Annotated in this window: 18 protein-coding genes and 1 pseudogene; 15 read left to right on the top strand and 4 right to left on the bottom strand. The window is 54.5% G+C overall.

Going from position 1 to position 24451, the window contains the following annotated elements:
* Entirely contained in the window at positions 1–1188 is a 1188-nt protein-coding gene (locus CQ011_RS15860; protein ID WP_105678679.1) for a sensor histidine kinase, read from the bottom strand.
* Positions 1189–1387: 199 nt separating this feature from the next.
* On the opposite strand from CQ011_RS15860, the gene CQ011_RS15855 reads away from it, so the two are divergent.
* On the top strand, positions 1388–1732 hold the full coding sequence (locus CQ011_RS15855; protein WP_105678678.1) for a DUF485 domain-containing protein: 345 nt from the start codon (positions 1388–1390) through the stop codon (positions 1730–1732).
* A complete protein-coding gene (locus CQ011_RS15850) occupies positions 1732–3354 on the top strand; it encodes a monocarboxylic acid transporter (protein WP_105678677.1) in 1623 nt (540 codons plus the stop codon). Before CQ011_RS15855 ends, CQ011_RS15850 begins: the two co-directional genes overlap by 1 nt.
* Positions 3355–3450: 96 nt before the next feature.
* On the opposite strand, the gene CQ011_RS15845 is transcribed toward CQ011_RS15850, so the two are convergent.
* Together CQ011_RS15845 and CQ011_RS15840 are read right to left on the bottom strand one after the other, a co-directional pair.
* Complete coding sequence (locus tag CQ011_RS15845) at positions 3451–4494, bottom strand: LLM class flavin-dependent oxidoreductase (RefSeq protein ID WP_105678676.1); 1044 nt, start codon at positions 4492–4494, stop codon at positions 3451–3453.
* Between the two features lie 265 nt (positions 4495–4759).
* Entirely contained in the window at positions 4760–5248 is a 489-nt protein-coding gene (locus tag CQ011_RS15840; RefSeq protein WP_105678675.1) for an Lrp/AsnC family transcriptional regulator, read from the bottom strand.
* A 152-nt stretch (positions 5249–5400) separates the two neighbouring features.
* Between CQ011_RS15840 and pdhA the strand changes: the two genes are divergently transcribed.
* The 13 genes and pseudogenes from pdhA (at position 5401) to CQ011_RS15770 (ending at position 23675) form a co-directional block, all read left to right on the top strand.
* Complete coding sequence (gene pdhA, locus CQ011_RS15835) at positions 5401–6519, top strand: pyruvate dehydrogenase (acetyl-transferring) E1 component subunit alpha (RefSeq protein WP_105678674.1); 1119 nt, start codon at positions 5401–5403, stop codon at positions 6517–6519.
* Positions 6516–7517, top strand: coding sequence for an alpha-ketoacid dehydrogenase subunit beta (locus CQ011_RS15830; protein WP_105678673.1), 1002 nt, complete (start codon positions 6516–6518; stop codon positions 7515–7517). Before pdhA ends, CQ011_RS15830 begins: the two co-directional genes overlap by 4 nt.
* Positions 7517–8845, top strand: coding sequence for a dihydrolipoamide acetyltransferase family protein (locus CQ011_RS15825; RefSeq protein WP_105678672.1), 1329 nt, complete (start codon positions 7517–7519; stop codon positions 8843–8845). The genes CQ011_RS15830 and CQ011_RS15825 overlap by 1 nt, the downstream gene beginning before the upstream one ends.
* Positions 8846–9042: 197 nt before the next feature.
* Positions 9043–10683: a peptide ABC transporter substrate-binding protein gene (locus CQ011_RS15820; protein ID WP_105678671.1), complete on the top strand. Its 1641-nt coding sequence runs from the start codon at positions 9043–9045 to the stop codon at positions 10681–10683.
* Positions 10684–10870: 187 nt separating this feature from the next.
* Complete coding sequence (locus CQ011_RS15815; RefSeq protein WP_096256760.1) at positions 10871–11797, top strand: ABC transporter permease; 927 nt, start codon at positions 10871–10873, stop codon at positions 11795–11797.
* Entirely contained in the window at positions 11790–12803 is a 1014-nt protein-coding gene (locus CQ011_RS15810; RefSeq protein ID WP_105678670.1) for an ABC transporter permease, read from the top strand. Before CQ011_RS15815 ends, CQ011_RS15810 begins: the two co-directional genes overlap by 8 nt.
* A 5-nt stretch (positions 12804–12808) precedes the next feature.
* Positions 12809–14449, top strand: a complete 1641-nt coding sequence (locus tag CQ011_RS15805; protein ID WP_502692895.1) for an ABC transporter ATP-binding protein — start codon at positions 12809–12811, stop codon at positions 14447–14449.
* Positions 14450–14879: 430 nt separating this feature from the next.
* Positions 14880–16685 carry an ABC transporter family substrate-binding protein gene (locus CQ011_RS15800; protein ID WP_105678668.1) on the top strand — a complete coding sequence of 602 codons (1806 nt, stop codon included), beginning with the start codon at positions 14880–14882 and terminating at the stop codon, positions 16683–16685.
* A gap of 165 nt (positions 16686–16850) precedes the next feature.
* Positions 16851–18368: an ABC transporter permease gene (locus CQ011_RS15795; RefSeq protein WP_105678667.1), complete on the top strand. Its 1518-nt coding sequence runs from the start codon at positions 16851–16853 to the stop codon at positions 18366–18368.
* Positions 18369–18418: 50 nt separating this feature from the next.
* Positions 18419–19477 (top strand): ABC transporter permease, encoded by a 1059-nt coding sequence (locus tag CQ011_RS15790; RefSeq protein WP_105678666.1) that lies wholly within the window; start codon positions 18419–18421, stop codon positions 19475–19477.
* Complete coding sequence (locus CQ011_RS15785; protein WP_105678665.1) at positions 19474–21150, top strand: ABC transporter ATP-binding protein; 1677 nt, start codon at positions 19474–19476, stop codon at positions 21148–21150. Before CQ011_RS15790 ends, CQ011_RS15785 begins: the two co-directional genes overlap by 4 nt.
* 139 nt (positions 21151–21289) lie before the next feature.
* Entirely contained in the window at positions 21290–21781 is a 492-nt protein-coding gene (locus tag CQ011_RS15780; RefSeq protein WP_105678664.1) for a hemerythrin domain-containing protein, read from the top strand.
* A 931-nt stretch (positions 21782–22712) separates the two neighbouring features.
* Positions 22713–23675: pseudogene (locus tag CQ011_RS15770) on the top strand (PDDEXK nuclease domain-containing protein).
* Between the two features lie 247 nt (positions 23676–23922).
* On the opposite strand, the gene CQ011_RS15765 reads toward CQ011_RS15770, so the two are convergent.
* Positions 23923–24387, bottom strand: coding sequence for a GNAT family N-acetyltransferase (locus CQ011_RS15765; RefSeq protein ID WP_096256767.1), 465 nt, complete (start codon positions 24385–24387; stop codon positions 23923–23925).
* Positions 24388–24451 lie beyond the last annotated feature (64 nt).

The following is a 24451-nucleotide window of genomic DNA, read 5'->3' as shown; positions in this document are numbered from 1 at the left end:
TTAGGGCATTACGTCTGGTTCTAAGGCCTGTGGGGGGCGGAACTTCGGGATTCTCATGGTGATCAGCGTTCCCTCGTCCGGCGCGGTATCGATAATCAGACCATTTGCGTTGCCATAGAGCTGACGTAGCCTGACATCCACGTTACGCAGACCCACATGCATATTGACGGTAGTTCCGGCCAAAACAGAGGCTAGCTGCTCGGGATCCATACCTGCCCCGTCGTCTTCGACACTGATCACCGCGTGTAGTCCGTCCTCGGTAGCGGTAATCGAGATTCTCCCGCCATCGGGGCGTGCTTCCAACCCGTGGTGGACGGCATTTTCCACTAATGGTTGGAGACAGAGGAAAGGAATCTGGGTGGTAAGTACTTCGGGAGCGATTTGCAAGGAAACCTTGATGCGGTCCCCAAAACGGGCCTTTTCCAATAGCAAATACCGGTCGATTGCCTCTAGCTCCTCGGCTAACGTAGTGAATTCACCACGCCTGCGGAACGAATACCGGGTGAAGTCAGCAAATTCAATCACTAGCTCGCGCGCCCTGGCCGGATCGGTGTTGATAAATGAGGCGATTGCGTTCAGTGAGTTGTAGATGAAATGCGGGGAGATTTGCGCACGGAGCGCGCGCATCTGTGCCTCGAGCAGCTGCGCCTTTGACTCATCGAGTTCTGCGGTGGTGACCTGAGCGGAAACGAAGACGGCTACCTCCGATACGGCGCGCACGAAGCTTGCTCCGGCGCGTTCGGACAACGCAGTGACGGTGCCTACTGCTTGCCCGCCGACCAATATGGGCGCGGCCACAAGATCAAAGCCGGGTGTGCGGTGAACTTGCGTTTTCTGACTGGTGATTGCCGAGAGGCCGATAGCCTGCGCGCGCTCTTCAAGCCCGGGCGTAAAGTCAATTGCCGAGTCGGTAGCGAGGATCTGCTGGGAATCACTAATCACAAATGCTGAGCAGCCCAGAAGTTTACGCAACGCCTTGGCGCTTTTTGCTGCCCCTTCTTCGGTGAGGCCGCGCCCTAGGTGCGGCACCGCTACAGACATATGGTGCAGGGACTGGAAAGTAGCTTCTTCGGCGTAAGTGCCCAGATCCTTAGTTGAACGGGAAATCTTAAAACCCAGGTAGCCAACAATGGCGATGCCAACAATCACGATAGTGACGATGAGGGTGATCTGCAGCGCGGAAGACATATGCCCATCCTAAAGCCACCCAATACCGCTAACCGTTCGTCGTTGGGCAACTTGCCGTTGGGCGCAAGAATTTACCCGTTAGGCCACGTACGTTACGCAACCCCTAGTGAGCTGAACATAAATAGCTAATAGTGAACTTAGTCACAACGCACATATGTGCATCATCACTAATTTTGTAACTCGCTCAAGGAGGGCACCAATGAGTGCTGAACCGCAACCCGATGTCTCAGAGGACATTGATTTTGTGGCGGAAAGGAATTCGGAAGAATTCCAGGAACTGCGCAAGACTCACCGCAGCTTCGTTTTCCCCATGGCAATCTTCTTTCTCGTCTGGTACTTCGCTTACGTCTTGCTAGCCGACTACTTCCACGACTTCATGTCCATCAAGGTTTTCGGCAACGTCAACTTAGGTATCCTTCTTGGCCTGTTGCAGTTTGTCTCGACCTTCGTCATTACCGCTTTGTACGTGCAGTTCTCCAATAAAAAGCTTGATCCCAAGGCAACGAAGATTCGTAAGCGCCTTGAAAAAGAGGGCGTGAACTAATGAATTCTTCGCTGATCCTGGCCCAAGCGGCCGAGGCTACCCAGGTGGGTAACCCGATAGTTAACATTGCGATTTTCGCAGCCTTTGTGGGCATCACCCTGGTGATTGTGCTCAAGGCAAGTAAGAACAACAAGACCGCGGCGGATTATTATGCCGGTGGCCGTTCCTTCACCGGAACCCAGAATGGTACCGCCATCGCCGGCGACTACCTCTCGGCAGCTTCCTTCCTGGGTATTGTTGGCGCAATCGCGATCAACGGTTACGACGGATTCCTGTACTCCATTGGCTTCCTCGTCGCTTGGCTTGTCGCACTATTGCTGGTAGCTGAGCTACTGCGTAACACCGGCAAGTTCACCATGGCCGATGTGCTTTCCTTCCGCCTCAAGCAGCGTCCGGTACGTATTGCTGCGGCGATCTCCACTCTTGCAGTTTGCGTGTTCTACCTGCTGGCACAGATGGCTGGCGCTGGCGCGCTGGTTTCGCTGCTGCTGGGTATCGACGAGAAACTTGGCCAGTCTTTGGTCATCGTCATCGTCGGTGCACTGATGATCATGTATGTATTGATTGGCGGTATGAAGGGCACTACCTGGGTACAGATCATCAAGGCCTGCCTGTTGATCGCAGGTGCTTTGGTTATGACCATCTGGACCTTGGCAATGTTCGACTTCAATTTCTCTGCTCTGCTGGGCAAGGCGGCCGAGGTTGCTGGTAATCCAGAAATTCTGAATCCAGGAATGCAGTACGGTAAGTCCGAAACATCGAAGCTTGACTTCATCTCGCTGGCGCTAGCTCTGGTACTTGGTACCGCAGGTCTGCCACACGTACTGATGCGCTTCTACACGGTTCCTACCGCGAAGGAAGCTCGCAAGTCGGTAGTTTGGGCGATTTGGCTGATTGGTGCTTTCTACCTCTTCACCCTGGTTCTTGGTTTCGGTGCCGGTGCGTTGATTGGCCCAGACAAGATCAAGGCCGCTCCGGGTGGCGTGAATTCAGCTGCACCGTTGCTGGCTTACGAACTGGGTGGCACGCTGCTACTGGGTCTAATCTCGGCAGTCGCATTCGCAACCATCCTTGCGGTGGTCGCTGGCCTGACGATTACCGCGGCCGCATCCTTCGCTCATGACGTTTATGCCTCGGTGATCGCCAAGGATAAGACGACCCCTGAAAAGGAAATGAAGGTTGCTCGTCGCACCGTAATCGTGATCGGTATCTTCGCTATCGCCGGTGGTATCGGCGCCCAGGGACAGAACGTTGCCTTCTTGGTTGCATTGGCCTTCGCTGTCGCAGCATCGGCCAACTTGCCAACGATTCTGTACTCGCTGTTCTGGAAGGGCTTCAAGACTCGCGGCGCAGTCTGGTCCATGTACGGCGGTTTGGGTTCGGCAATCTTGCTGATCATCTTCTCCCCGGTCTTCTCCGGGTCGGCGACCGCGATGGTCCCAGGCATCGATATCTCGATCTTCCCGCTGGCTAACCCTGGCATTGTGTCCATCCCGCTGGCCTTCATCCTTGGTTGGTTGGGTTCGATTACCGATCCAGGTACCGAAGACATCACCAAGCAGGCAGAAATGGAAGTTCGTTCGCTGACCGGCGTGGGTGCCGAGAAGGCGGTTGATCACTAGACGATCAACAATCTAATTTGTAAGTAAACAACCGGCGGTGGCCGGGATCAGTTATCAAGACCGGTCCCGGCCACCGCTTTGTGCTGTGCAGAATATTTACTTTTGGGCCAACAACCGTTGGACCCGTGGTTTAACCTCGGTGGCCAGCAAGGTGATGGATTCCAAGAGATGTTCTTGCGGTAAGCCACCAATGTCGGTCTGCAAGAAATGGCGCATATGTCCAAGGTAGCCGTGCAAATGCACGATACGTTCGGCGACCTCGTCGGGGGACTCGACATAGTAGGCGCCCGGGGCCTCAGCCTGGGCGTCATAGGCGCGTTTATCCGGCGCCGGCCAGCCCCGGAGCCTGCCCATTTCCACGTTCAAGTTGTACCAACCGGGGTAGAAACGATCTAGAGCTTCTTGTTTGGTGGGTGCGACAAGTCCCAAGGCAGCGACGGAAACCTTCAGATCTTGTGCATTGTGTCCGGCCACGGCACCAGACTTGCGGTAGAGCTCAGCGAGCGGCGCAAACCGGTGCGGAGCCCCACCGATAATTCCGTAGGAGATGGGTAGAGCTAATTGACCGGCACGAGCAGAAGATGCTGCGTTTCCACCGGTGGCTAGCCAGATGGGTAGCTTCCCCTGGATAGGGCGAGGTACCACGGCGAGGTCGGTCAATGCCGGACGTTTACTGCCAGACCAAGTGACATTTTCATTCGTTGAATTGTTGATGGTCATGAGCAGATCAAGCTTCTGCGCGTAGAGCTCGTCATACTCTTGGAGGTCATATCCAAAGAGCGGAAAGGTCTCGACCGAAGAACCACGTCCGGCGGTAATCTCAACTCGTCCGCCACCGGAGATGATATCTGCCGTGGCGAACTGTTGGTACACGCGCACCGGGTCATCGGTACTGATAATACTGGCGGCACTTCCCAAGATGATCTGCTTAGTTGCCGCCGCAGCGGCGCTGATCAGTGCGCCAGGAGAGGAGGCCGGCATGGTTGTGGTGTGGTGCTCACCAATGCCGAAGTAATCCAGTCCGTTTTGGTCAGCCACCTTGATAGCTTCGAAAAGGTTGGTGATGGCTTGGGCTGTTGAGCCTAATGATCCGTCAGCGTTTCGTTGGGTATCACCGAAGCTGTAAGTGCCGATTTCCATAAGTGTGTCGTCCTTAATTACCTACCGAAGAGGTCATTAGATTGAGTCTTTTGAGTCCGCGAGCAACACCACACTGTACAGAGCAGTTGAAGGAACTCTAAAGCAAAGTGCGTCAGACGGAAACAGAGCTGGTGGAGGGTCTGAATGCAGAGCAGTCCGAGCGCTTAGCGCATCTGCTCTCGGAGCTTTTGAAAAGTATTCATCTTGCGCAACCTGGAGTGAATTCCTGTGTGGCGATGGATGCGCTGGGGTAAGTAGTGACTATTTAGCTACGTTTGCCCTCTGAATCTTGAGCCAGTGAGAGCTCAATGAGTTTTGTGGTGCGATAGGGAACTAGTTCAGCCATGGATAGGGCCGAATCGGCGCGGTTGACTCCTTCGATGTTCAGCAGCAACCCATGCACACGGAAAAGCTCCTCGGCATTTGCGGCAGCTGCGCGCACTAAAATATCGGCCGAACCGGTTAGCCCATGGGCTTCTAAAACTTCGGGAATCTGCTCTAATTTCTTGGCAATCTCCTCCAAATGACGTTGATCTACGTGCAGTTCAATAAAGGACAACAATCCAAAGCCCAGAGCAGTCGGTGGGATCCGTCGATCTATGGGGGACAGGACATCGGTCTCTAAGCGATTGAGCCGTGACTGCACAGTATTTCTACCCAAGCCAAGCGCTGTTGCCAGCGACGAAGCGGTTCTGCGGGTGAGCTTTGACAGCGAGAGCAGGATTCGTCGATCTGTGGTGTCTAAAGGTTGCATAATGCGCACATTAGCACTCGGGCAAAGGTCAGGATAGTGCGTTTTGCTTTATTTCCTTTCTTGCCATTGTGCAACTTGCGCCATGTGAGTAGCATCACAGGTAAGTGGTCGCGCTGAATTAGCCGTCCACCACTGACTACGCGAGAGTAAGGATGCCGATCGTGTCCACCCAGCACATCGACGTAGCCGCCGGATGCCTACCCACGCACCAGCTGCTCAACGTCTCTGGAGAACGAACTCCAGACGAAGAACTTGACCACCATCTGACCGGGATCACCGAACAAGACCTGGCAGATTTCCTCCGCGACATGGTTGTCCTACGTCGCCTAGATAATGAAGCTACGGCGCTACAACGCCAAGGACAGTTGGGCCTCTGGGCGCCATTACTTGGCCAGGAAGCTGCCCAAATTGGTTCAATCCGAGCCACCGAAGATACCGACTTCATTTTCCCTTCCTACCGTGAGCACGGAGTTGCCTGGGCCCGCGGCGTTAAAGCCGAGGATCTGCTCAGCGTTTGGCGAGGTGCCACCGCCAGTGGTTGGGACCCTCATGAGGTAAATATTGCTTGCCAGCAGATTGTCATTGGATCCCAGGCGCTGCACGCTGCCGGGTATGGCATGGGCATCAAATTTGATGGGGGTAAAGAAGTTGCCGTGGCCTACTTTGGGGACGGGGCGACCAGCCAAGGTGACGTCAATGAAGCGCTGGTTTTCGCCGCCAGCTACCAGGCGCCGGTACTGTTCTTCTGCCAGAACAACCAGTGGGCCATCTCCGAACCTGTCGGCTTGCAAAGTCGCACGCAGATCGCTGACCGTGCCAGTGGATTCGGAGTCAAAACCTGGCGGGTAGATGGCAATGACGTACTCGCGGTTTATGCAGCCACTAAAGCCGCGCTGGCGCATGCTCGACATGGACTGGGTCCAACCTTTATCGAGGCAGTGACCTACCGGATGGGTTCGCATACCACCGCCGATGATCCGACTCGTTACCGAAAAGATGAGCAGGTCGAACAGTGGCGTGCCAAGGATCCTATTGACCGATTGGTCAACCACCTGACGGTGCTCGGCGCAGATGTGCAGTCCTACCAGCAACGAGCCCAGAATGCTGCGGACAAACTCGCTGCCGAACTACGCGAGGCAATCACCACGATGCCAGATCCCGAACCACATGAACTCTTTGACCATGTGTATGCCGAAGAACATGAACCAAGTCGCAGGGAGCGGGACACCTACCTGCAGTACCTGACAAATTTCCAGGATGGTGGACTATGAGCGTTTCAATGATGAAGGCGCTAAACCAGTCCTTGCGTGATGCATTGACCGAAGACGAAAAGGTCATCCTGCTCGGTGAAGACATTGGTACCCTCGGCGGCGTATTCCGTATTACCGACGGGCTAAAAGCCGAATTCGGTGAGCATCGGGTGGTTGACACACCACTGGCCGAATCCGGGATCGTCGGTAGCGCCATCGGTTTGGCCTACCGTGGGTATCGTCCGGTGGTGGAGATCCAATTCGATGGATTCACCTACCCGGCTTTTGACCAGCTGGTTTCACAGCTGGCAAAGATGCACTTCCGCTCTCGGGGTCGGGTGAAAATGCCGGTGACCGTGCGCATTCCCTATGGTGGCGGAATCGGTTCACCGGAGCATCACTCGGAATCGCCGGAAGCCTATTTCTCCCACACCGCAGGATTGAGAGTTTTTGCGCCATCAAGCGTGGAAGATGCCTACGTGATGTTGCGTCAAGCGATTGCTTGCGATGATCCGGTGATCTTCTTTGAACCAAAACGTCGCTATCACGAAAAAGCAGACATTGAACTCAAGACCACGGAGCAGACCGCTTCGCCTAAGGCAAAGGTGCTTCATCAGGGACAGGATGTCACCGTGGTGGGATATGGTCCCACCGTTTATACCCTCAACGACGCGGTGCTAGCAGCCGAAGATGAAGGCGTGAGCCTAGAGGTTATTGACCTGCGCTGTCTGGACCCATTGGATATGGACACCATAGCCGAATCGGTCAAGCACACCGGAAAACTTGTGGTGGTCCACGAAGCGAGCAGGACTTCGGGAATTGGTGCGGAAATTTGCGCTCAAATCACCGAGACCTGTTTTGACTACCTAGAGCATGCACCATTGCGCGTGACTGGATTTGATATTCCCTATCCACCTTCACGGCTCGAATCCCATCATTTGCCAGACCTGGACAAAGTGATGCATGCCGTAGATACGGTTATGCGCCGCGACGAGACACATTCCGGAGGTGCCAAGTGATGGCTCCCAATACTTTTAAGTTGCCAGACCTAGGTGAAGGACTCACCGAGTCCGAAGTTTTGAACTGGAAAATTCAGGTTGGCGAGCATGTCACGCTGAACCAGATCATCGCCGAGGTCGAAACCGCGAAGGCTGTCGTTGAGCTACCTTCGCCATTTGCCGGAATCGTGCAGAAATTGCATGCTTCCGCCGGTGAAGTAGTCCCCGTGGGTGGACCACTGGTCACCTTTGGGGATGAGGCACCCGGGGCGGAGAGCGATACGCCAGATGCAGATCAGGATGGTAGCCGGACTCCGACACTCGTTGGCTACGGAGCACCCGCAACCAGTGGAAAGCGCCCGTCTCGTCGATCGCGACCGGTTCGCAACGAACCCCTCGCACAGGAGCCGGCGGCATCCACGAGCCAGGGCACAACGCAACAGGCGCAGTCGACAGGCGCAGGCGCTCGCCGGACTGTCACGCGTAGCACCCCGCCGGTGCGTAAGCTCGCCCGGGATCATGGCATCGAAATTTCAGCTGTTGCAGGTACTGGCGCCGATGGAGCGGTGTTGCGTAGCGATATCGAAGCCTTGATTGGAGTGCCGGAGCAGACTGCGTCTCAGCCTGTCGCAGCTACCGCAGTTCTTGCGGGGGATCGCCGGGTCAAAATCAGCGCGGTACGTCGCGCCACGGCGAAGGCCATGGTGGAATCGGCGTTCACCGCTCCACACGCCACCGAATTTCTCACTGTGGATCTGACCGAGTCAATGAAGCTTGTCGAAAAGTTGCGCAAGCATCCCCTGCTTAGGGACGTGAAGCTCAACATCACGACCTTGACGTCGTTGATAGTGACCCGCTTGCTGGGCACCTACCGTGCGCTCAACTCACGGTGGGACGAAGCAAACGGCGAGATTATCGAGTTCGGCTCGGTGCACTTGGGTATGGCTGTGGCCAGTGATCGTGGCCTGTTGGTTCCCGTCGTCAAGGATGCACAATCAAAGTCCTTGCGAGATCTAGCCGAAGAGCTGACGCAGATCATTGAATTAGGACGGGCTGGAAAGCTCTCGCCGGCTCAGTTGAGCGGCGGAACCTTCTCAATTACCAACGTTGGAGTGTTTGGCGTCGATGCCGGTACCCCAATTTTGCCTCCGGGCCAGTCCGGAATTCTTGCCCTTGGACAGGTCAAGCGCCGTCCGTGGGAGTTTGAGGATCAAGTGGCTTTGCGTCACACCTCAACGTTGGCACTGTCCTTCGACCATCGTGTTGTCGATGGAAAGGAAGCTAGTGAGTTCCTCGCTGGTCTTGGTGCAGTCTTGGAGGACCCAGGGATGATAAATATTTTTATTTGACCCTATGCATTCTTCATTTGTTGATAATTAACATATTAGGTTGATCAGATCAGCCTCAAGCACTACTTTCATATTTATTCATTGGTTGTTTCGCAATATTTGATGTAATCTCGTTCACTACGTGCTATAGCTCACTTTTGAGGTACACGGCATCTGTGAATTGCAGAAGCAGCAACGAACTTTTGAGGAGAAGAAGGATGCGATACTCGCACGCATCGAAGGCGCTGGTTTTGTCCGCTGCCTTGGCATTGACCCTTACCGCCTGTGGCGGAGGGACGCCGGAGGAATCTGCCAACGGTGGTTCCGAGGGAGATGCCACCAAGGTCATCACCGCTAACACCACCGAACCACAGAACGGCCTATTGCCGGCAAACACCAACGAAGTAGGTGGCGGCCGTGTGATGGATATGATCTTCACCGGTCTGGTCAGCTATGACGCTAAGGGCAAGCCTGTCAACGAGATCGCGGAATCGATTGATACAAAAGATTCCCAGAACTACACCATCAAGCTCGCTCCAGGTCACACCTTCTCCGATGGCTCTCCAGTCACTGCTGCTTCCTTCGTAGATGCCTGGAACTTCGGTGCAGCCGCTAAGAACGCACAGCTAAACTCCTACTTCTTCGAATCCATCAAGGGTTACAAAGAAGTAAGCGCCGAGAATGCGAAGACCGAGAAGATGGAAGGGTTGAAGATTGTCGATGACAATACCTTCACCGTTGAACTGAGCCAGCCGGAGTCTGACTTCCCGCTGCGTCTTGGTTACACCGCCTTCATGCCTCTTCCCGAAGCAGCCTTCAAGGATCCAAAGGCATACGGCGAAGCACCTGTCAGCAACGGCCCATACAAGTTGACCGAGTGGAACCACGACGTCAACCTGAAGCTTGAAGTTAACGAGTCCTACGAAGGACCACGTAAGGCCGCCAACGGCGGTATCGACTTCAAAGTTTACCAGTCCACGGAGTCCGCCTACCAGGACATCATGGCTGGCAACTTGGACGTACTGGACCAGATCCCACCATCGGCACTGGCCAACTACGAGTCCGATCTGGGTGACCGTTCGGTCAACGCTCCATATGCTGGTAACGCAACCATCACCATCTCCGGCTACTTGGATCACTTCAAGCAGGGCGAAGAAGGTAACCTGCGTCGTGCAGCGATCTCACGCTCCATTGACCGTCAGCAGATCATCGACAAGGTCTACTTCGGTGGCAAGGTTAAGGCCGAGGAATTCACCGCACCTGTGCTTGAAGGCTACAACGCCGACATTCCAGGTAGCGAAGTTCTCGACTTCGATGCCGATGCAGCCAAGAAGCTGTGGGATGAAGCCAACGCCATTGAAAGCTGGGGTGACTCAGAAGAGTTCTCCATCGGTTACAACGTTGACGGCGCCGGTAATAAGGAATTCGTTGAAGCTGTAGCTAACCAGGTCAAGAACACCTTGGGTATCAACGCTGTAGCTAAGCCTTACACCTCCTTCAAGGCGTTGCGCGATGACGTTACCAAGAAGAAGATGACCGGCGCGCACCGCTCCGGTTGGCAGGCAGACTACCCATCGATGTACAACTTCCTCGGTGCGCTCTACGGCACCGGTGCAGGTTCCAACGATGGCGATTACTCGAACAAGGACTTCGACAACAAGCTCAAGGAAGGTCTCGCCGCAACCGATCCGGCCGAGGGCGCAAAGATCTTCAACGAGTCGCAAGAGATCCTCTTCAAGGATTTGCCAGCTATCCCACTGTGGTACCAGGCAGTCCAGGGCGGTTGGAGCGAGAACGTTTCAAACGTCGAGTTCGGTTGGAACGGTGTTCCAATCTACAACGCCATCACCGGCAAATAGATTCACTAGCTAAGTCGCCTAGTTAGGTCCGACTCAGTTGAAAACGTCTCAGGGAGACCCGGCAACATCAGGGTCTCCCTTTGGCGTGTCAGTCCTCCCTCTCTATCTGAACGTCTGGTTTGTGCCGACGGAAAGAGGAAATAAAAATGGCCACGTGCCTTGCAACGTCTCGAGGTGAGACGCACACATGCTAGCTTTTACGCTCAAACGATTCTTGCAGCTGATTCCGGTGTTTATCGGTGCCACACTGCTCGTATACTTTTTGGTCTTCGCGACCCCTGGAGACCCAATCTCCGCACTTTCTGGCGGTAAGCCAATGACGCCTGCCGTCGAATCTGCGCTGCGTGCCCAGTACAACCTAGACCAGCCATTCTGGGTTCAATATGGTTTGTATCTGAAGAACTTGGTTACCCTAGATTTGGGTATGTCCTTCTCCGGACAGGAAGTCCGTGACCTCTTGGCTCGTGCCTTCCCAGTTACTGCACGACTAGCAGTGATGGCGTTGGCCATCGAAGCAGTCTTCGGTATCTTCTTCGGTGTAATCGCCGGCATGCGTAAAGGCAAAGCCTTTGACTCCACCGTGCTGATCCTTTCGCTGATTGTGATCGCAGTTCCTACCTTCGTACTGGGCTTTGTGCTGCAGTTTGTCGTCGGAGTTAAGCTCGAATGGGCTAAACCTACGGTGTCTGGTGGAGCCGGCTGGGGCGAACTCATTCTCCCTGCAGTCGTGCTTGGTCTTGTCTCCTTTGCCTACGTCTTGCGTCTGACCCGTACCTCGATTATCGAGAACAAACAGGCGGATTACGTCCGCACCGCAACAGCCAAGGGGCTAAGTCGCGGTCGTGTTATTAACGTACACATTCTGCGAAACTCGCTCATCCCAGTGGTGACCTTCCTCGGTGCCGACTTGGGATCGCTTATGGGTGGCGCAATTGTGACCGAGGGTATTTTCAACGTTCCCGGAGTCGGTAACCTGCTGTACCGCGCAATCCTCAAGGGTGAAACCCCCACGGTTGTCGCGGTTGTCGGTGTGCTCGTGATCGTCTTCGTGCTCGCTAACCTCATCGTAGACATGCTTTACGCCCTGCTTGACCCAAGGATCCGATATGCCTGAGAACCAGAATCAAAATCCTGAGGCCGGATTGCCTATCAGCAAGATCCGTGCCGGAAAAGTTTCTAAATACGCTATTCCCCACTTCGTTGCACCACTTGATGAGACGCCGTTGCACGGCGTCGATGCGGTCAAGGAAACCGGTAAGCCACTATCCATGTGGGCAGAAGCTTGGCGCTCACTACGCAAGCGTCCGCTGTTCATTATTTCGGCGCTATTGATCATTTTGGTGATCGCTATTGCGGCAATCCCTGGAGTATTCTCCGCGGTTGACCCGCGATTCTGTGACCTGCAATTCTCTAATGAAGGAGCAAGCGCCGGCCACCCGATGGGTTATAACTTCCAAGGTTGCGACGTCTATGCACGCGCCATCCACGGAACCCGCGCCTCGCTGATGGTCGGTATTTTCACTACACTCTTTGTGGTTCTGCTCGGTGGCACCATCGGCGCCCTCGCAGGATTCTACGGCGGCTGGTTGGATACGATCCTCGCTCGTCTGGGTGACATCTTCTTCGCACTTCCAATGGTGCTCGGTGCCATCATCGTGATGCAGCTACCCGCATTCCGCGACAACAAGAGCGTATGGACCGTTATTGTCACTCTCTCCATTTTCGGTTGGCCGCAGGTCGCTCGCATTACCCGTGGTGCGGTGCTCGAAGCGCGCAACGCGGACTTCGTTAAAGCCTCACGTGCTTTGGGACTATCGCGTGGCAAATCATTGGTCAAGCACGTGATCCCTAATGCTATGGCACCGGTGATCGTGGTCGCTACCGTAAACCTTGGTGTGTACATTGTCGCCGAGGCGACGCTGTCCTTCCTTGGTCTTGGACTTCCATTTGAGGTAATGAGCTGGGGTAACGATATCTCTTCGGCTCAGTCTCAGTTACGTAATAACCCGATGATGTTGATGTGGCCTGCGTTGTTCTTGTCCGTCACCGTCTTGAGCTTCATCATGCTCGGCGATGCAGTGCGTGATGCACTGGATCCTAAGTCTCGAAAGGGGAACTAACTGTGGTGCAGAATTCAGAACCCAAGCCCCTGCTAGAAATCAAAGACTTGGCTATCACCTTCAGTACGCCAGATGGTCCGGTCAACGCCGTGCGCAACGCCAACTTGACGGTGATGCCCGGCGAGACTGTGGCCATCGTGGGGGAGTCCGGCTCGGGTAAATCCACCACCGCACTGGCGGCCATCGGTCTACTTCCAAGTAACGGCGAAGTCTCAGCTGGCCAGATTCTTTTTGATGGCGAGGATATTTCCAAAGCCAGCGAAAAGCGGTTCGTTGAGTTGCGCGGTAACCACATCGGCATGGTCCCACAGGATCCGATGAGCAACTTAAATCCTGTGTGGAAAATTGGTTTTCAGGTCAAAGAGACTTTGAAAGCCAATGGACTGGCTGGAAATAATCCCAAGCAGCGCGTAGCGCAGGTCTTGGCGGATGCGGGCCTGCCTGAACCAGAAACTCGTATGAATCAGTACCCGCACGAGTTCTCTGGCGGTATGCGACAGCGTGCGCTGATTGCTATCGGTTTGGCCTGTCGTCCACGCCTGCTGATCGCTGACGAGCCCACCAGCGCGTTGGACGTGACGGTGCAGCAGCAGATCTTGGATCACTTGGACACTATGACCAGCGAACTGGGTACCGCCGTCCTGCTGATCACCCACGATTTGGGGTTGGCAGCAGAACGCGCCGAGAAGGTCATCGTGATGTACAAGGGGCAGGTTGTTGAATCTGGTCCAGCGTTGGAACTGTTGCGCAACCCGCAGCACCCATACACTAAGCGACTGATCAACTCTGCGCCGTCGTTGGCCGCGCAGCGTGGTGATAAGCATGAGATGGCAGTGGACGAAGTAGTGGCGGAAAAGTCCGAACCACTGTTGAAAGTCTCAAATCTGACGAAGGTCTTCGACATCCGTAAGGGCTTCGGACGTAAGGATAAGTTCACCGCGGTGGACAAGGTCTCCTTCGAGATTCCCAAGGGCACGACAACCGCAGTGGTCGGTGAGTCAGGTTCGGGCAAGTCGACTATTGCCCAAATGGTGCTGAACCTGCTGGATGCAACTTCCGGAGACATCGTCTTCGACGGGCAAGCTATTGGCAAGCTCAGCGAACGTGAACTGTTTAAGTACCGACGTCGTGTGCAACCTATCTTCCAGGACCCTTACGGTTCGTTGGATCCGATGTACTCGATTTACCGCACTATCGAGGAGCCACTGCGTATCCACGGTATTGGCAATCAGGCTTCGAGGGAGAAGAAGGTCAAGGAACTGCTGGATCAGGTATCCATGCCGGCCTCGACCATGCACCGATTCCCGAACGAACTCTCCGGCGGTCAACGACAGCGTATTGCCATCGCGCGAGCCTTGGCCCTGCAGCCAGAGATGATCGTCTGTGATGAGGCTGTCTCGGCGTTGGACGTGTTGGTTCAAGCCCAGGTGCTGGAGCTGCTCGATGAGCTTCAGCGTGAACTGGGGCTAACCTACCTGTTCATCACCCACGACTTGGCTGTGGTGCGTCAGATCGCAGACAACGTCTGTGTGATGGAGCATGGGCAGCTTGTTGAGCAGGGAACGGTGGATGAGATTTTCGATAATGCGAAGAGCGATTACACGCGAAACTTGCTGTCGGCCATCCCAGGTGCCAGCTTAATTTAAGTATTCCACGGCTTTGGCCGCCAACTCAGGGCAGTGATTTCTTCATAGAGTCACTGCCCTGAGTTCGTTAAAAAGTGACTTATTCAAGAAATGTTTCAGTTTTTTCTGATCTGAAATAAATGTTGCAAAAACGTTATAAAAGAGTTTGGCGGACGAAGGGGCCAACCGCCGTTTCTGATTGAAAAAACCCAATGTGAAAGAAACCCTTGAAATCTCGCGGATGTGAGTCGCGTCTCGTAACTTGTTAGTAACATAGCGATCGTGACCCGACGCTTTGGGCGGCGCTCTTCGGAGATATGAAGCGCATCTTTCTATATCCAAGATGGCAAAATCCAGTTAGTCTATTGCTCAATGGTTCCATCGTGTGATGTGTTCCACAGTGAACCTCATGGTTCCGAACTCGTATCTTTCATATTCTCAAGGAGGCGAAATGCGATTCCAACGTGTTTCGAAGGCAGTAGTAGTAGGTGCTGCAATGGCTTTGGCCCTGTCGGCATGTGCACCAGGCGGCAGCGGCACCGATCCGAAGGCTTCGGAGTCGGGCAACACCAGCGGGAACGGTTCAGCTGAACTAACCAACAGTGGTCTCGCAGACCTCGGTGACATCACCACCAAGGATGACACCATTGCAGTCTCGGTGGGCGCACCAGAGTTCATCAGCTACAACGGATTCACCCCGAACACTTACTCGACCTACAACTCCGCAATCACGGACCGCATGTTCGCAGGTTTCACTTACACCGGTACCGATGGAGCCCTCTATCCGAATGAGGACCTCGGCTCTTACGAGAAAATAAGCGACGATCCACTGACCGTGAAGTACACCATCAACGAAAACGCTAAGTGGTCAGATGGTACGCCTATCACGGTGGCCGACTCGGTCTTGGCCTGGGGTGTACAGAACTTGAACCTCAACGAAGGTTCCAAGGAAAAGCCACTGTTCAACTCGGTCTCCGTTGACCTAGGCGACACCGTGCCAAAGGGCCCACAGGGCGACATCGCTGGCAAGGAATTCACCGTTGAATTCTCGGCTCCGGATCCCGACTGGGCTCTGCAGTCTTGGCTACTTCATCCAGCACACGTGGTAGCTAAGGAAGCTGGCATGAGCACCGAAGAGCTGGCTAACGCCATCCTCGCAGGTGAATCAGACAAGCTCAAGAAGGCCGCCAAGTTCTGGAACGAAGGCTGGAACACCAACCCTGGCACCCTTCCAAAGGAAGAAATCATGCCAGTTTCCGGGCCATACAAGCTCGGATCTTGGAAGGCCGGCGAATCGGTGACCATCGTAGCAAATGAGAACTACTACGGTACCCCAGCTGCTACCAAGCAGCTGAACTTCCGCTTCGTTGAAGATGCTGCCATGGTTCAGGCACTGCAGAACAAGGATATCGACGTCATTGGCCCACAGCCAACGGTTGATACCTTGGCTCAGCTTGAAGCACTTGGCGATCAGGTAGCCATCCAACAGGGTGACACTTTGACCTGGGAGCACTTGGACTTCAACTTCCGTGGAAAGAATGCTTTCAAGAACTTGGAACTGCGCAAGGCGTTTGCCATGTGTGTTCCACGTCAGAACATCGTCGACAACTTGGTCAAGCCTCTGAACCCAGAAGCAGTGGTCATGAATGCTCGCGAAGTATTCCCATTCCAGGACAACTACGAAGATGTTGTCTCAGCTTCCTATGACGGACGCTACGATCAGGTTGACCTCGAAGGCGCAAAGAAGATCCTCGAAGCCGAGGATGCAGTGGGCACCAAGGTGCGCATTGGTTACTCCGCTCCAAACGAGCGTCGCACCAACGAAGTTGCTGCCATCAAGTCTTCGTGTGATGAAGCCGGCTTCAAGGTCGAAGACGCTGGAGATCCAAAGTTCTTCGCACCAGGCGGAACCCAGGAACGCGGTGACTACGACGTAGCACTGTTCGCTTGGGCAGGTTCGGGCCAGATCTCTTCGGGCCAGAACATCTACGCCACCGGTAAGCCACAGAACTACGGCCAGTACTCCAACAAGGAGGTTGACGCAGAGTGGAAGACCTTGGCAAGTTCACTGGACCCAGCGGTACACCAGGAGCAGATCAAGAAGATTGAGAAGCTCCTGTGGGATGACCTGTACGGCATCCCAGTATTTGCCCACCCAGGGCTGAGTGCCTCGGGTTCAGATATCCAGAATGTCCGCCACACCGCGACGCAGAACGGAATCGTCTGGAACGCCGAACAGTGGGTACGTGCAGAGTAATTGCCTCTAGGCACTGAGCTCAATCACCGTGAGTGAACGACTGCGGGGCCCGATGAACCGTCGGGCCCCGCAGTGTGTCCACCACATCCCCACATTGATTCGATATCACCACCACCCCAGGTGAACGAATCGTCCGGTGAGAAACGAAAGTAGGACAAAAACGCCGTGTTGAAATTCATCGCCAAACGACTTGGATCGGCCATCGGTGTGCTTTTTGCGGCCTCGTTGCTGCTGTACATCCTGGTCATTAATTCGGGTGACCCGCTGAAAGACCTGCGTGAAAGTAACGCAGATAACCGCGAATACCTGATGGCACAACGTATCGATTACATGGAGCTAGACCAGCCCTGGTACCTTCGCTACTGGGACTGGCTGACCGGCGTTTCCAAGTGCTTTGTTGGACAGTGCGACCTAGGTCGTAATATCAACGGCGTGGAAGTCTCCGGGCTGCTCGCCAACGCTGCCGCCTCGACCTTGCGCCTAGTGCTCATCGCCACGGTGATCGCCGCAATCCTCGGTATCGCCATCGGTGTGCTCACCGCGGTGCGTCAATACTCCGGACTTGACTACCTCGTCACCTTCCTGACCTTCCTCTTCTTCTCCCTTCCAGTCTTCTGGGCAGCGGTATTGCTGAAGGAATACCTGGCCATTGGATTTAACGACTGGATAGCCTCGCCAGACATATCCGTGGGTACTTCAATACTCATCGGCATAGTCCTGGGCCTGATTATGCAGATGTTCTTAGGCGGCTCGCTCAAACGCCGTGCGCTGACCTTCGTCGCTGTAGCGATCTTTGTGCCACTGGTACTGCAATACTCACTCTGGCTGAACTTCTACCGGTTCCCGCAAATGGGCCCAGCAATCGTGGTCGTCCTGACCTTGCTGGTGGCACTTTCTGGCACCGCGATGACAGCTGGCCTGAAAGAAAAACGCGTACTTTATCCGGCACTGATCACCGTGGTGCTCGTACTTGCCGCCTACTACGCGACCTTCTACCTGATGTCCGAACCGAACACCTGGATCCTTTTGGGTGGATTGATCCTCGCCGTAGCGATTCCGGCCCTGGTTGGACGCCTTATGGGTGGACGACTTCGTAAGAACGCAGCCAGCGTAGCCATGGTGACAGGTTTTGTCGGTGCGGCACTGACCGTTATCGACCACATATTCCGTGCTTGGCCAGGCTTCTTGGACAACAAGGGTCGCCCAATTTCCACCATTGGTTCCTCGACCGCAAACTTTGAGGGCGGTTACTGGGATCACTTCTTGGATAACGCCACCCAATTGCTGTTGCCCACCATTTTGTTGGCAATCATTTCGCTGGCAAGCTACTCGCGCTACACCCGCTCCTCAATGCTTGAAGTTCAGCAGCAGGATTACATTCGTACCGCCCGCTCGAAGGGGCTAAGCGAACGTACAGTGATTTTCCGTCACGCATTCCGCAACGCGATGATCCCTATCGCCACCATCGCGGCCTTCGACTTCGCCGGGCTCATCGGTGGTGCGGTGATTACCGAGCGCGTCTTCGGTTGGAAGGGCATGGGCGAAATGTTCGCCACCGGCCTGGACCATGTGGACGCTAACCCGGTCATGGCCTTCTTCTTGGTCACCGGTACCGCAGCGATCATTTTCAACCTGCTGGCAGACATTGTCTACGCCATGCTCGACCCACGCATTCGCGTCTAGGCGGCCATGACAATCATCAGCAATCGTGTCTGGGACATTAAGGACAAACGATGAGTAACACCAACGACAATCTGCCGCAGAACCTCACCTCCGTAGCCGAGGTCGAGGACGCGAAGCTGGCTCGCCAGTCCGAAGATTCAAAAAGCCAAGGCCGCATCGTTATCGGGCGGTTCGTTAAGCACAAGCTAGCCATGACCTCCAGCGTGATCCTAGTTTTTATCACCATCTTTGCTTTCAGCTCCGTAGGGTGGGGAGTAATCCCCGGATGGTGGGACAAGTCCTATCTAGACGCTGGCGCGGTCATCAATGGTGGCAAGCCAACACTTAGCCTGGTGCCTACCTGGTTAGGTGGAGAAGGAATTCGCTGGGGAGAAAATCCCTTCGGCCAAGATTCCATCGGCAAAGATTACTTTGCCCTGGTGATGACCGGAACACAGAAGTCCATCATCATCGGCGTGGTAGTCGGAACCGTCGCTACATTCCTCGGCGCAATTATCGGTGCAGTTGCCGGTTACTTCCGTGGCTGGGTTGATGAAGTACTGATGCGTATCACTGACCTGTTCATCGTCATCCCGCTGTTGGTGCTGGCAGCTGTGTTGGGTCAGATCGCCGGTGCGAGCTCAGGCTCAATTATTACCTTGGCCTTCGTTTTGGGTCTGGTTACCTGGACGGGCTTGGCCCGTCTGGTTCGCGGTGAGATTCTCTCGCTACGTGAACGCGAATACGTAGCGGCAGCCCAAGCCATGGGCTCCAAGACCTCTCGGGTGATTTTTAAGCACTTGCTGCCAAACACCATCGGTGTGATCGTGGTCAACGCGACCTTCGCCATCGCCGGTGCGATCCTGCTGGAATCCTCGCTGTCCTACCTAGGCTTCGGCGTCCAGCCACCTGAATCCTCACTGGGCCTACTCATTAGCCAGTACCAGAATGCGTTCACCTCTCGTCCGTGGCTCTTCTGGTGGCCAGGCATGATCATCGTTGCTATCGCGCTGAGCGTGAACTTCCTCGGCGATGGCCTGCGAGATGCTTTTGACCCACGCCACACCGGCAAGAAGCGCCGCCGCCGAGCTGGGCTCTTCGCCCTGCCAACTCGTAAGGAGAAGCCATGAGCACCGAAGCAGCAGAAAATTATGCACTGAGCTTCACCGACCTGAAGGTCACCTTTGAAACCGCCGGACCTGACGTGCACGCGGTCAAGGGTTTATCCCTCGCTGTACGCCCCGGCGAAGTGGTTGCCTTGGTGGGCGAGTCCGGTTCGGGTAAATCCGTCACCTCCACCGCCGCCATGGGATTACTTCCGGAGAACGCGTACATCACCGGTGAGGCCAGAGTTGGCAACGTGAACGTGGTGGGCTTGGACCAGGGCAAGATGCGCAAGATGCGCGCTACCGACATCGCCATGGTGTTCCAAGAACCCATGACGGCATTGAACCCGGTACTGACCATTGAACGCCAGCTCACCGAAGCACTAGAACTGCACGACGTGGCATACGGTAAGGAAGCTACCGACAGGGCAATCGAGTTGCTAACCCTGGTGGGCATCCCGGATCCAGCCAAACGTATTAAGCAGTACCCACACCAGTTTTCCGGTGGTCAGCGTCAGCGCATCGTGATCGCCATGGCGATCTCCTGTGATCCGAAGGTGATTATCGCCGATGAGCCAACCACCGCGTTGGATGTTACCGTGCAGGCAGAAATTCTTGACCTGCTACGTGAGCTCAAAGACCGACTGAACACCGGTATCTTGCTGATTACTCACAATATGGGTGTCGTGGCAGATATGGCAGACCAGGTTGCGGTGATGTTCCAAGGCAACTTGGTGGAAACCGGCGACGTTCAACAAGTCTTGCTGCACCCGCAACACGAATACACGCAGCGTCTGCTTTCCTCGGTACCCCGGCTTTCACCGGTGATCATCGATGAGAGCGCCCCACGCAGTGAACCGACCGCCCCGGTGGAACGCGAGCTAGTGCTGGAAGCCAAAGATCTGGTGTTGGAATACAACATGCGTGGCAAGATCTTCCGTGCGGTGGAGAACGTTAGCTTCGACGTCGCTAAGGGCGAGGTACTGGGCATCGTGGGCGAATCCGGCTCGGGTAAGTCGACTATTGCCAAGGCGGTACTCGGGCTGCTTCCGGTGGCTTCGGGAACGCTCGCGGTCAAGGGTCATAACCTGCCGAAGCTCTCGACGCGTCAGGCACGTGCAGTGCGTAAGGACATCGGTGTGATCTTCCAGGATCCTGCCGCGTCATTAAATCCGCGTTTCCCTATTGGCGACTGCATTACCGAACCAATGGTGGTGCACAAGGTCGGCAATAAGGCCTCTCGGACCAAGCGTGCCTTGGAGCTGTTGGATGCGGTCAAGCTGCCACGCAACGTGATCAACCGTTACCCGCATGAGCTTTCCGGCGGTCAGCGCCAGCGTATTTGTATCGCGCGTGCGCTAACCATGAATCCAGAATTGCTAATCGCTGACGAGCCAACCAGTGCGTTGGACGTATCTGTTCAGGCAGTTGTCTTGGAGATGCTCCAAGACTTGCAGCGCGACTTCAATTTTGCGTGCCTCTTCGTCAGCCATGATCTGGCCGTGGTGGATATGCTCGCCGATTCAGTGGTCGTCATGCAAAACGGCAAGGCCGTGGAACAGGGACGTGTTGATACCGTATTGCACGCACCTACCCACGATTACACTCGTCGCCTGTTGGCCGCCGCTCCGGTGCCGGACCCAATCGAGCAGGCCGTACGACGTGATGCATGGAGAATTTTGAACAGCACTAAGTAGCCAAAGAACGCTGCATAGAAAAGGGGCTGGTTTGTCGAGATATTACTCGGCAAGCCAGTCCCTTTCGTATTTGTCTATACCTGCCTAAAGTGGAATCAGAATCTGCTGGCCCCCGGCCAAATACTGAAGCGAGGTTGCTTTGCCTGTAAACGTATCGAGTGCCCCCGGCGGATCATTAGCGGAAGCTTTTACTAAAGAACATCATGAAATCGATGTGGCGATTGAAAAATACATGGCTTCGACTCATGATGACCCAGAATCGCGGGCCAAGATGTTGCTGGAAGCGGTTAGCGCGTTGCGGCGGCATATTTATCTTGAAGAGGAAGTCGTATTCCGTCATCTACCTCGCGCCACGCTGATGATGCCCTTGATGGTGATGCACCGGGAACACGGTGAACTATGGCGTCGAATGGATGCCCTAGAAGAGTCTTTGCAAGGCGGAAGCACCGATGAACAGTTGGTGGCTGACTGCCAAGAGCTGTTGTCCTTGTTGGAAAACCATAATTCTAAAGAGGAGCCGATCATTTATCCGCAGATGGACGCCGCGCTCAGTGTGCTGGAGCAACAACAGGTTGCCCATCTGTTAGCCGGGGGAGCGCTTCCCGAAGGCTGGATCTGCCAAGACGCCTAATTGGCTAGGGGCGCCACTAGAACCAAGGGATTTGGGGCACGGCAATTCGTTCCTAAGGTTTAATCGTGTGTTTCATTTGGCGTCTGGTCATCGGGCACTTTTGCGGGCAGGCCATACGGAGATTTTTTGGTAGCAGAATCCTGTCGATTCGATAATTTCCGACAACCTCTGCATACGCTTGGGTTAGCCTGCGTGCGGGCTGGATCGAGATGAAGATGGGCCGGTTTCGTCTACCAATAATCGTTCATACCGTGTGGCCAAAATCTATCGCGAACCACGCTGCGACACCAATGCGAACTATCGCTTCCTCACCAGAGTTAGAGTCTACGCAAGGGGCATTCAATTTGGCCCCAATGAGTCTGCAAGCAAGATATTTGCTTGCAACGTCAACGCATGAGAGGACTGCACCTGATGAATGATTGGGTCATATTTCACCACGAGAACGATTCCAACACAGCGGTTGAGCATGACTGGGCGAAGATTGACACGTTGATCGCTAGATTGGCCCAGTTGCAAGCAGTCGAGAAGAACCCCACACTTACCGACGCTTTGGTTGGCTGCATTGCAGAACTTGAACATGTTATTTCTTTAGCCCTGTCGCATGGAGTATCCGTCCGTGCAATAGGTGTTCGTACAAATTTGAGTCAAAGCGACGTTACACGAATACGGGACACCGGACGTCTATATGAAAGATAAGAACGCCTTCTTCGAATAATGCCGTTGGTTCTCAGTTGAGCCTGTGAAGCAAATATCCGTTCCTTGGGTTTTCAAGACTACTGTTATTAGTTTTCCCTAAACTACCGTTAACTTTGGAGAACATAATCTTGGTCTAAAACGGTCGTTTTTGACACAGCGAAAGATGCACCCCGGAATATTGTGCCCTGCATTGTATGAAGCATAGGAAGTTGCCCATTAATCGTCCAGTTGTTGACTGGACAATTTCGGAGAGCTTCAGCATCGTGCCCAGCGGATGGTCAATACGGCAATGGTTGAGCTGTACTGGAATATCGGACGAATCATTCTTAATCGTCAGTCAGACCAGCTGTGGGGAAGCAAAATTTTCGACAGGGTTGCTCGGGGTCTGCGAGCAGAGTTCCCTCACATGAAAGGTTTTTCGCGGACGAATCTATACAACATGCGAACCTTTGCCGAGGCCTGGGGCGACGAAGAGTCAATTGTCCAGTCAGTAACTGGACAATTGAGCTGGACTCACGACGTCGCACTTCTGAACAAGATTAGTGACCGAGAACTACGCCAGTGGTACGCGCGTCGTGCTGTTCAGCATGGTTGGTCGGTGGCGGTTCTGGAACACCAAATTCACACTCGATTACACGTTAGAGAAGGCGCAGCTCCAAACAATCTTGAATCTCGTTTACTGAGCGGGGGCACTGACCTAGCTCGAGAGGTTGCTAAAGATCCGCTAATCTTCGACTTCTTAGGGCTAACAGCAGAGGCGCAAGAGCACGCCTTGGAAGAACCTATGACCTTGCATTTGTCGCAGACCTTGGCAGAATTTGGTGCGGGTTTCGCGTTTGTAGGACGGCAGTACCATCTTGATGTCGATGGTGATGATTTTTATATTGATCTGTTGCTTTATCACGTGCCGTCAGATCGCTACGTCGTGGTTGAGTTGAAAGCTGGAAAGTTCAAACCCGAGCACTTGGGAAACTGAACTTCTATGTTGCGGCTTCCCCGTCAGGCTCCAACAGTGGGGATACTAGTGTGCGGTTCCAAGAACGAGCGGACGGTACGCTACGCGTTGGATGGCTCTACACAGCCATTGACGGTTTCTTCTTATACATACGAGGCTCTGCCTCAAGAAGAGAAGACGACTTTGCCTTCCCCCGAAGCGATTGCGGCTGCGTTAGAAGTCGACGGTGAAACGGCTGGTTAGTCGTGCTCGTGAGACGTCTTGCAACCCATGGGATTTGGGAATTGTATTGATTCTCGATCCCCAGCGGATCAGGCCACCACTCCAAGGTCTTGCAACAATGCGATGTGCAGACTGCTAACCTCTTGTCCCGATCACTTTCGAATTGTGCGAGATGAATGGGTTGCTACATGCCCAGCGGATGCTTAAAAAGCTAGCCGTGGTTCACTCATCATTGAGTGAACCACGGCTAGCTTGAATGCTCCGAAAATTAGTCGTTGAGCTCTAAGACGATCTCGGTGACAACTGCGGCGCGTGCGTTGGAGAAAATCTGCTCCGTGCCGACCTGCTTAAATCCGCGACGCTCCAATACCTTGAGCGAACCAAGATTGTCCTGAACCACGTGAGCGGTCAACGGACGCTTGGTGAACTCTGCCAAGAAGGCGTCTACCGCGCTGGTGGTGATTCCCTTGCCCCAGAACTTGGTGGAGGTCCAGAAATTGATTTCTGGTTTCGCACCATCAAATACCAAGATTGATCCGGCAACTTCGCCCTCGTGCTCGATGGTGCGAACCAGCACCGATTCGTCATTGAGGATGGAGCTCCAGTGGTGATCAAATACCGCACGGTCTGACGGATTACGCGCCTGGTATGCGGCCATGAGGTTCGCCTCGGGCTCTTGCTGATGAGCAAAGAAGGCGTCCAAGTCGGAAGGGCGGACTTCACGTAGTTGCACGATAAAGACCTTTCTTTCGTGAGGTGGTACGCGCCCGATTGAACGCGCCCAAAGATGTGTGGGA

Source organism: Arthrobacter sp. MYb213 (assembly GCF_002979915.1).
Classification (GTDB): Bacteria; Actinomycetota; Actinomycetes; order Actinomycetales; family Micrococcaceae; genus Glutamicibacter.
The sequence above is the reverse complement of the archived record's forward strand: the minus strand, read 5'-3'. Positions and strand labels throughout refer to the sequence as shown.

Coding starts and splice junctions, on each gene's coding strand:
- CQ011_RS15815 (WP_096256760.1), top strand. CDS start 10,871: ATGCTAGCTTTTACGCTCAAACGATTCTTGCAGCTGATTCCGGTGTTT.
- CQ011_RS15785 (WP_105678665.1), top strand. CDS start 19,474: ATGAGCACCGAAGCAGCAGAAAATTATGCACTGAGCTTCACCGACCTG.
- CQ011_RS15845 (WP_105678676.1), bottom strand. CDS start 4,494: ATGGAAATCGGCACTTACAGCTTCGGTGATACCCAACGAAACGCTGAC.
- CQ011_RS15825 (WP_105678672.1), top strand. CDS start 7,517: ATGGCTCCCAATACTTTTAAGTTGCCAGACCTAGGTGAAGGACTCACC.
- CQ011_RS15810 (WP_105678670.1), top strand. CDS start 11,790: ATGCCTGAGAACCAGAATCAAAATCCTGAGGCCGGATTGCCTATCAGC.
- CQ011_RS15850 (WP_105678677.1), top strand. CDS start 1,732: ATGAATTCTTCGCTGATCCTGGCCCAAGCGGCCGAGGCTACCCAGGTG.
- pdhA (WP_105678674.1), top strand. CDS start 5,401: ATGCCGATCGTGTCCACCCAGCACATCGACGTAGCCGCCGGATGCCTA.
- CQ011_RS15790 (WP_105678666.1), top strand. CDS start 18,419: ATGAGTAACACCAACGACAATCTGCCGCAGAACCTCACCTCCGTAGCC.
- CQ011_RS15830 (WP_105678673.1), top strand. CDS start 6,516: ATGAGCGTTTCAATGATGAAGGCGCTAAACCAGTCCTTGCGTGATGCA.
- CQ011_RS15860 (WP_105678679.1), bottom strand. CDS start 1,188: ATGTCTTCCGCGCTGCAGATCACCCTCATCGTCACTATCGTGATTGTT.
- CQ011_RS15820 (WP_105678671.1), top strand. CDS start 9,043: ATGCGATACTCGCACGCATCGAAGGCGCTGGTTTTGTCCGCTGCCTTG.
- CQ011_RS15855 (WP_105678678.1), top strand. CDS start 1,388: ATGAGTGCTGAACCGCAACCCGATGTCTCAGAGGACATTGATTTTGTG.
- CQ011_RS15800 (WP_105678668.1), top strand. CDS start 14,880: ATGCGATTCCAACGTGTTTCGAAGGCAGTAGTAGTAGGTGCTGCAATG.
- CQ011_RS15840 (WP_105678675.1), bottom strand. CDS start 5,248: ATGCAACCTTTAGACACCACAGATCGACGAATCCTGCTCTCGCTGTCA.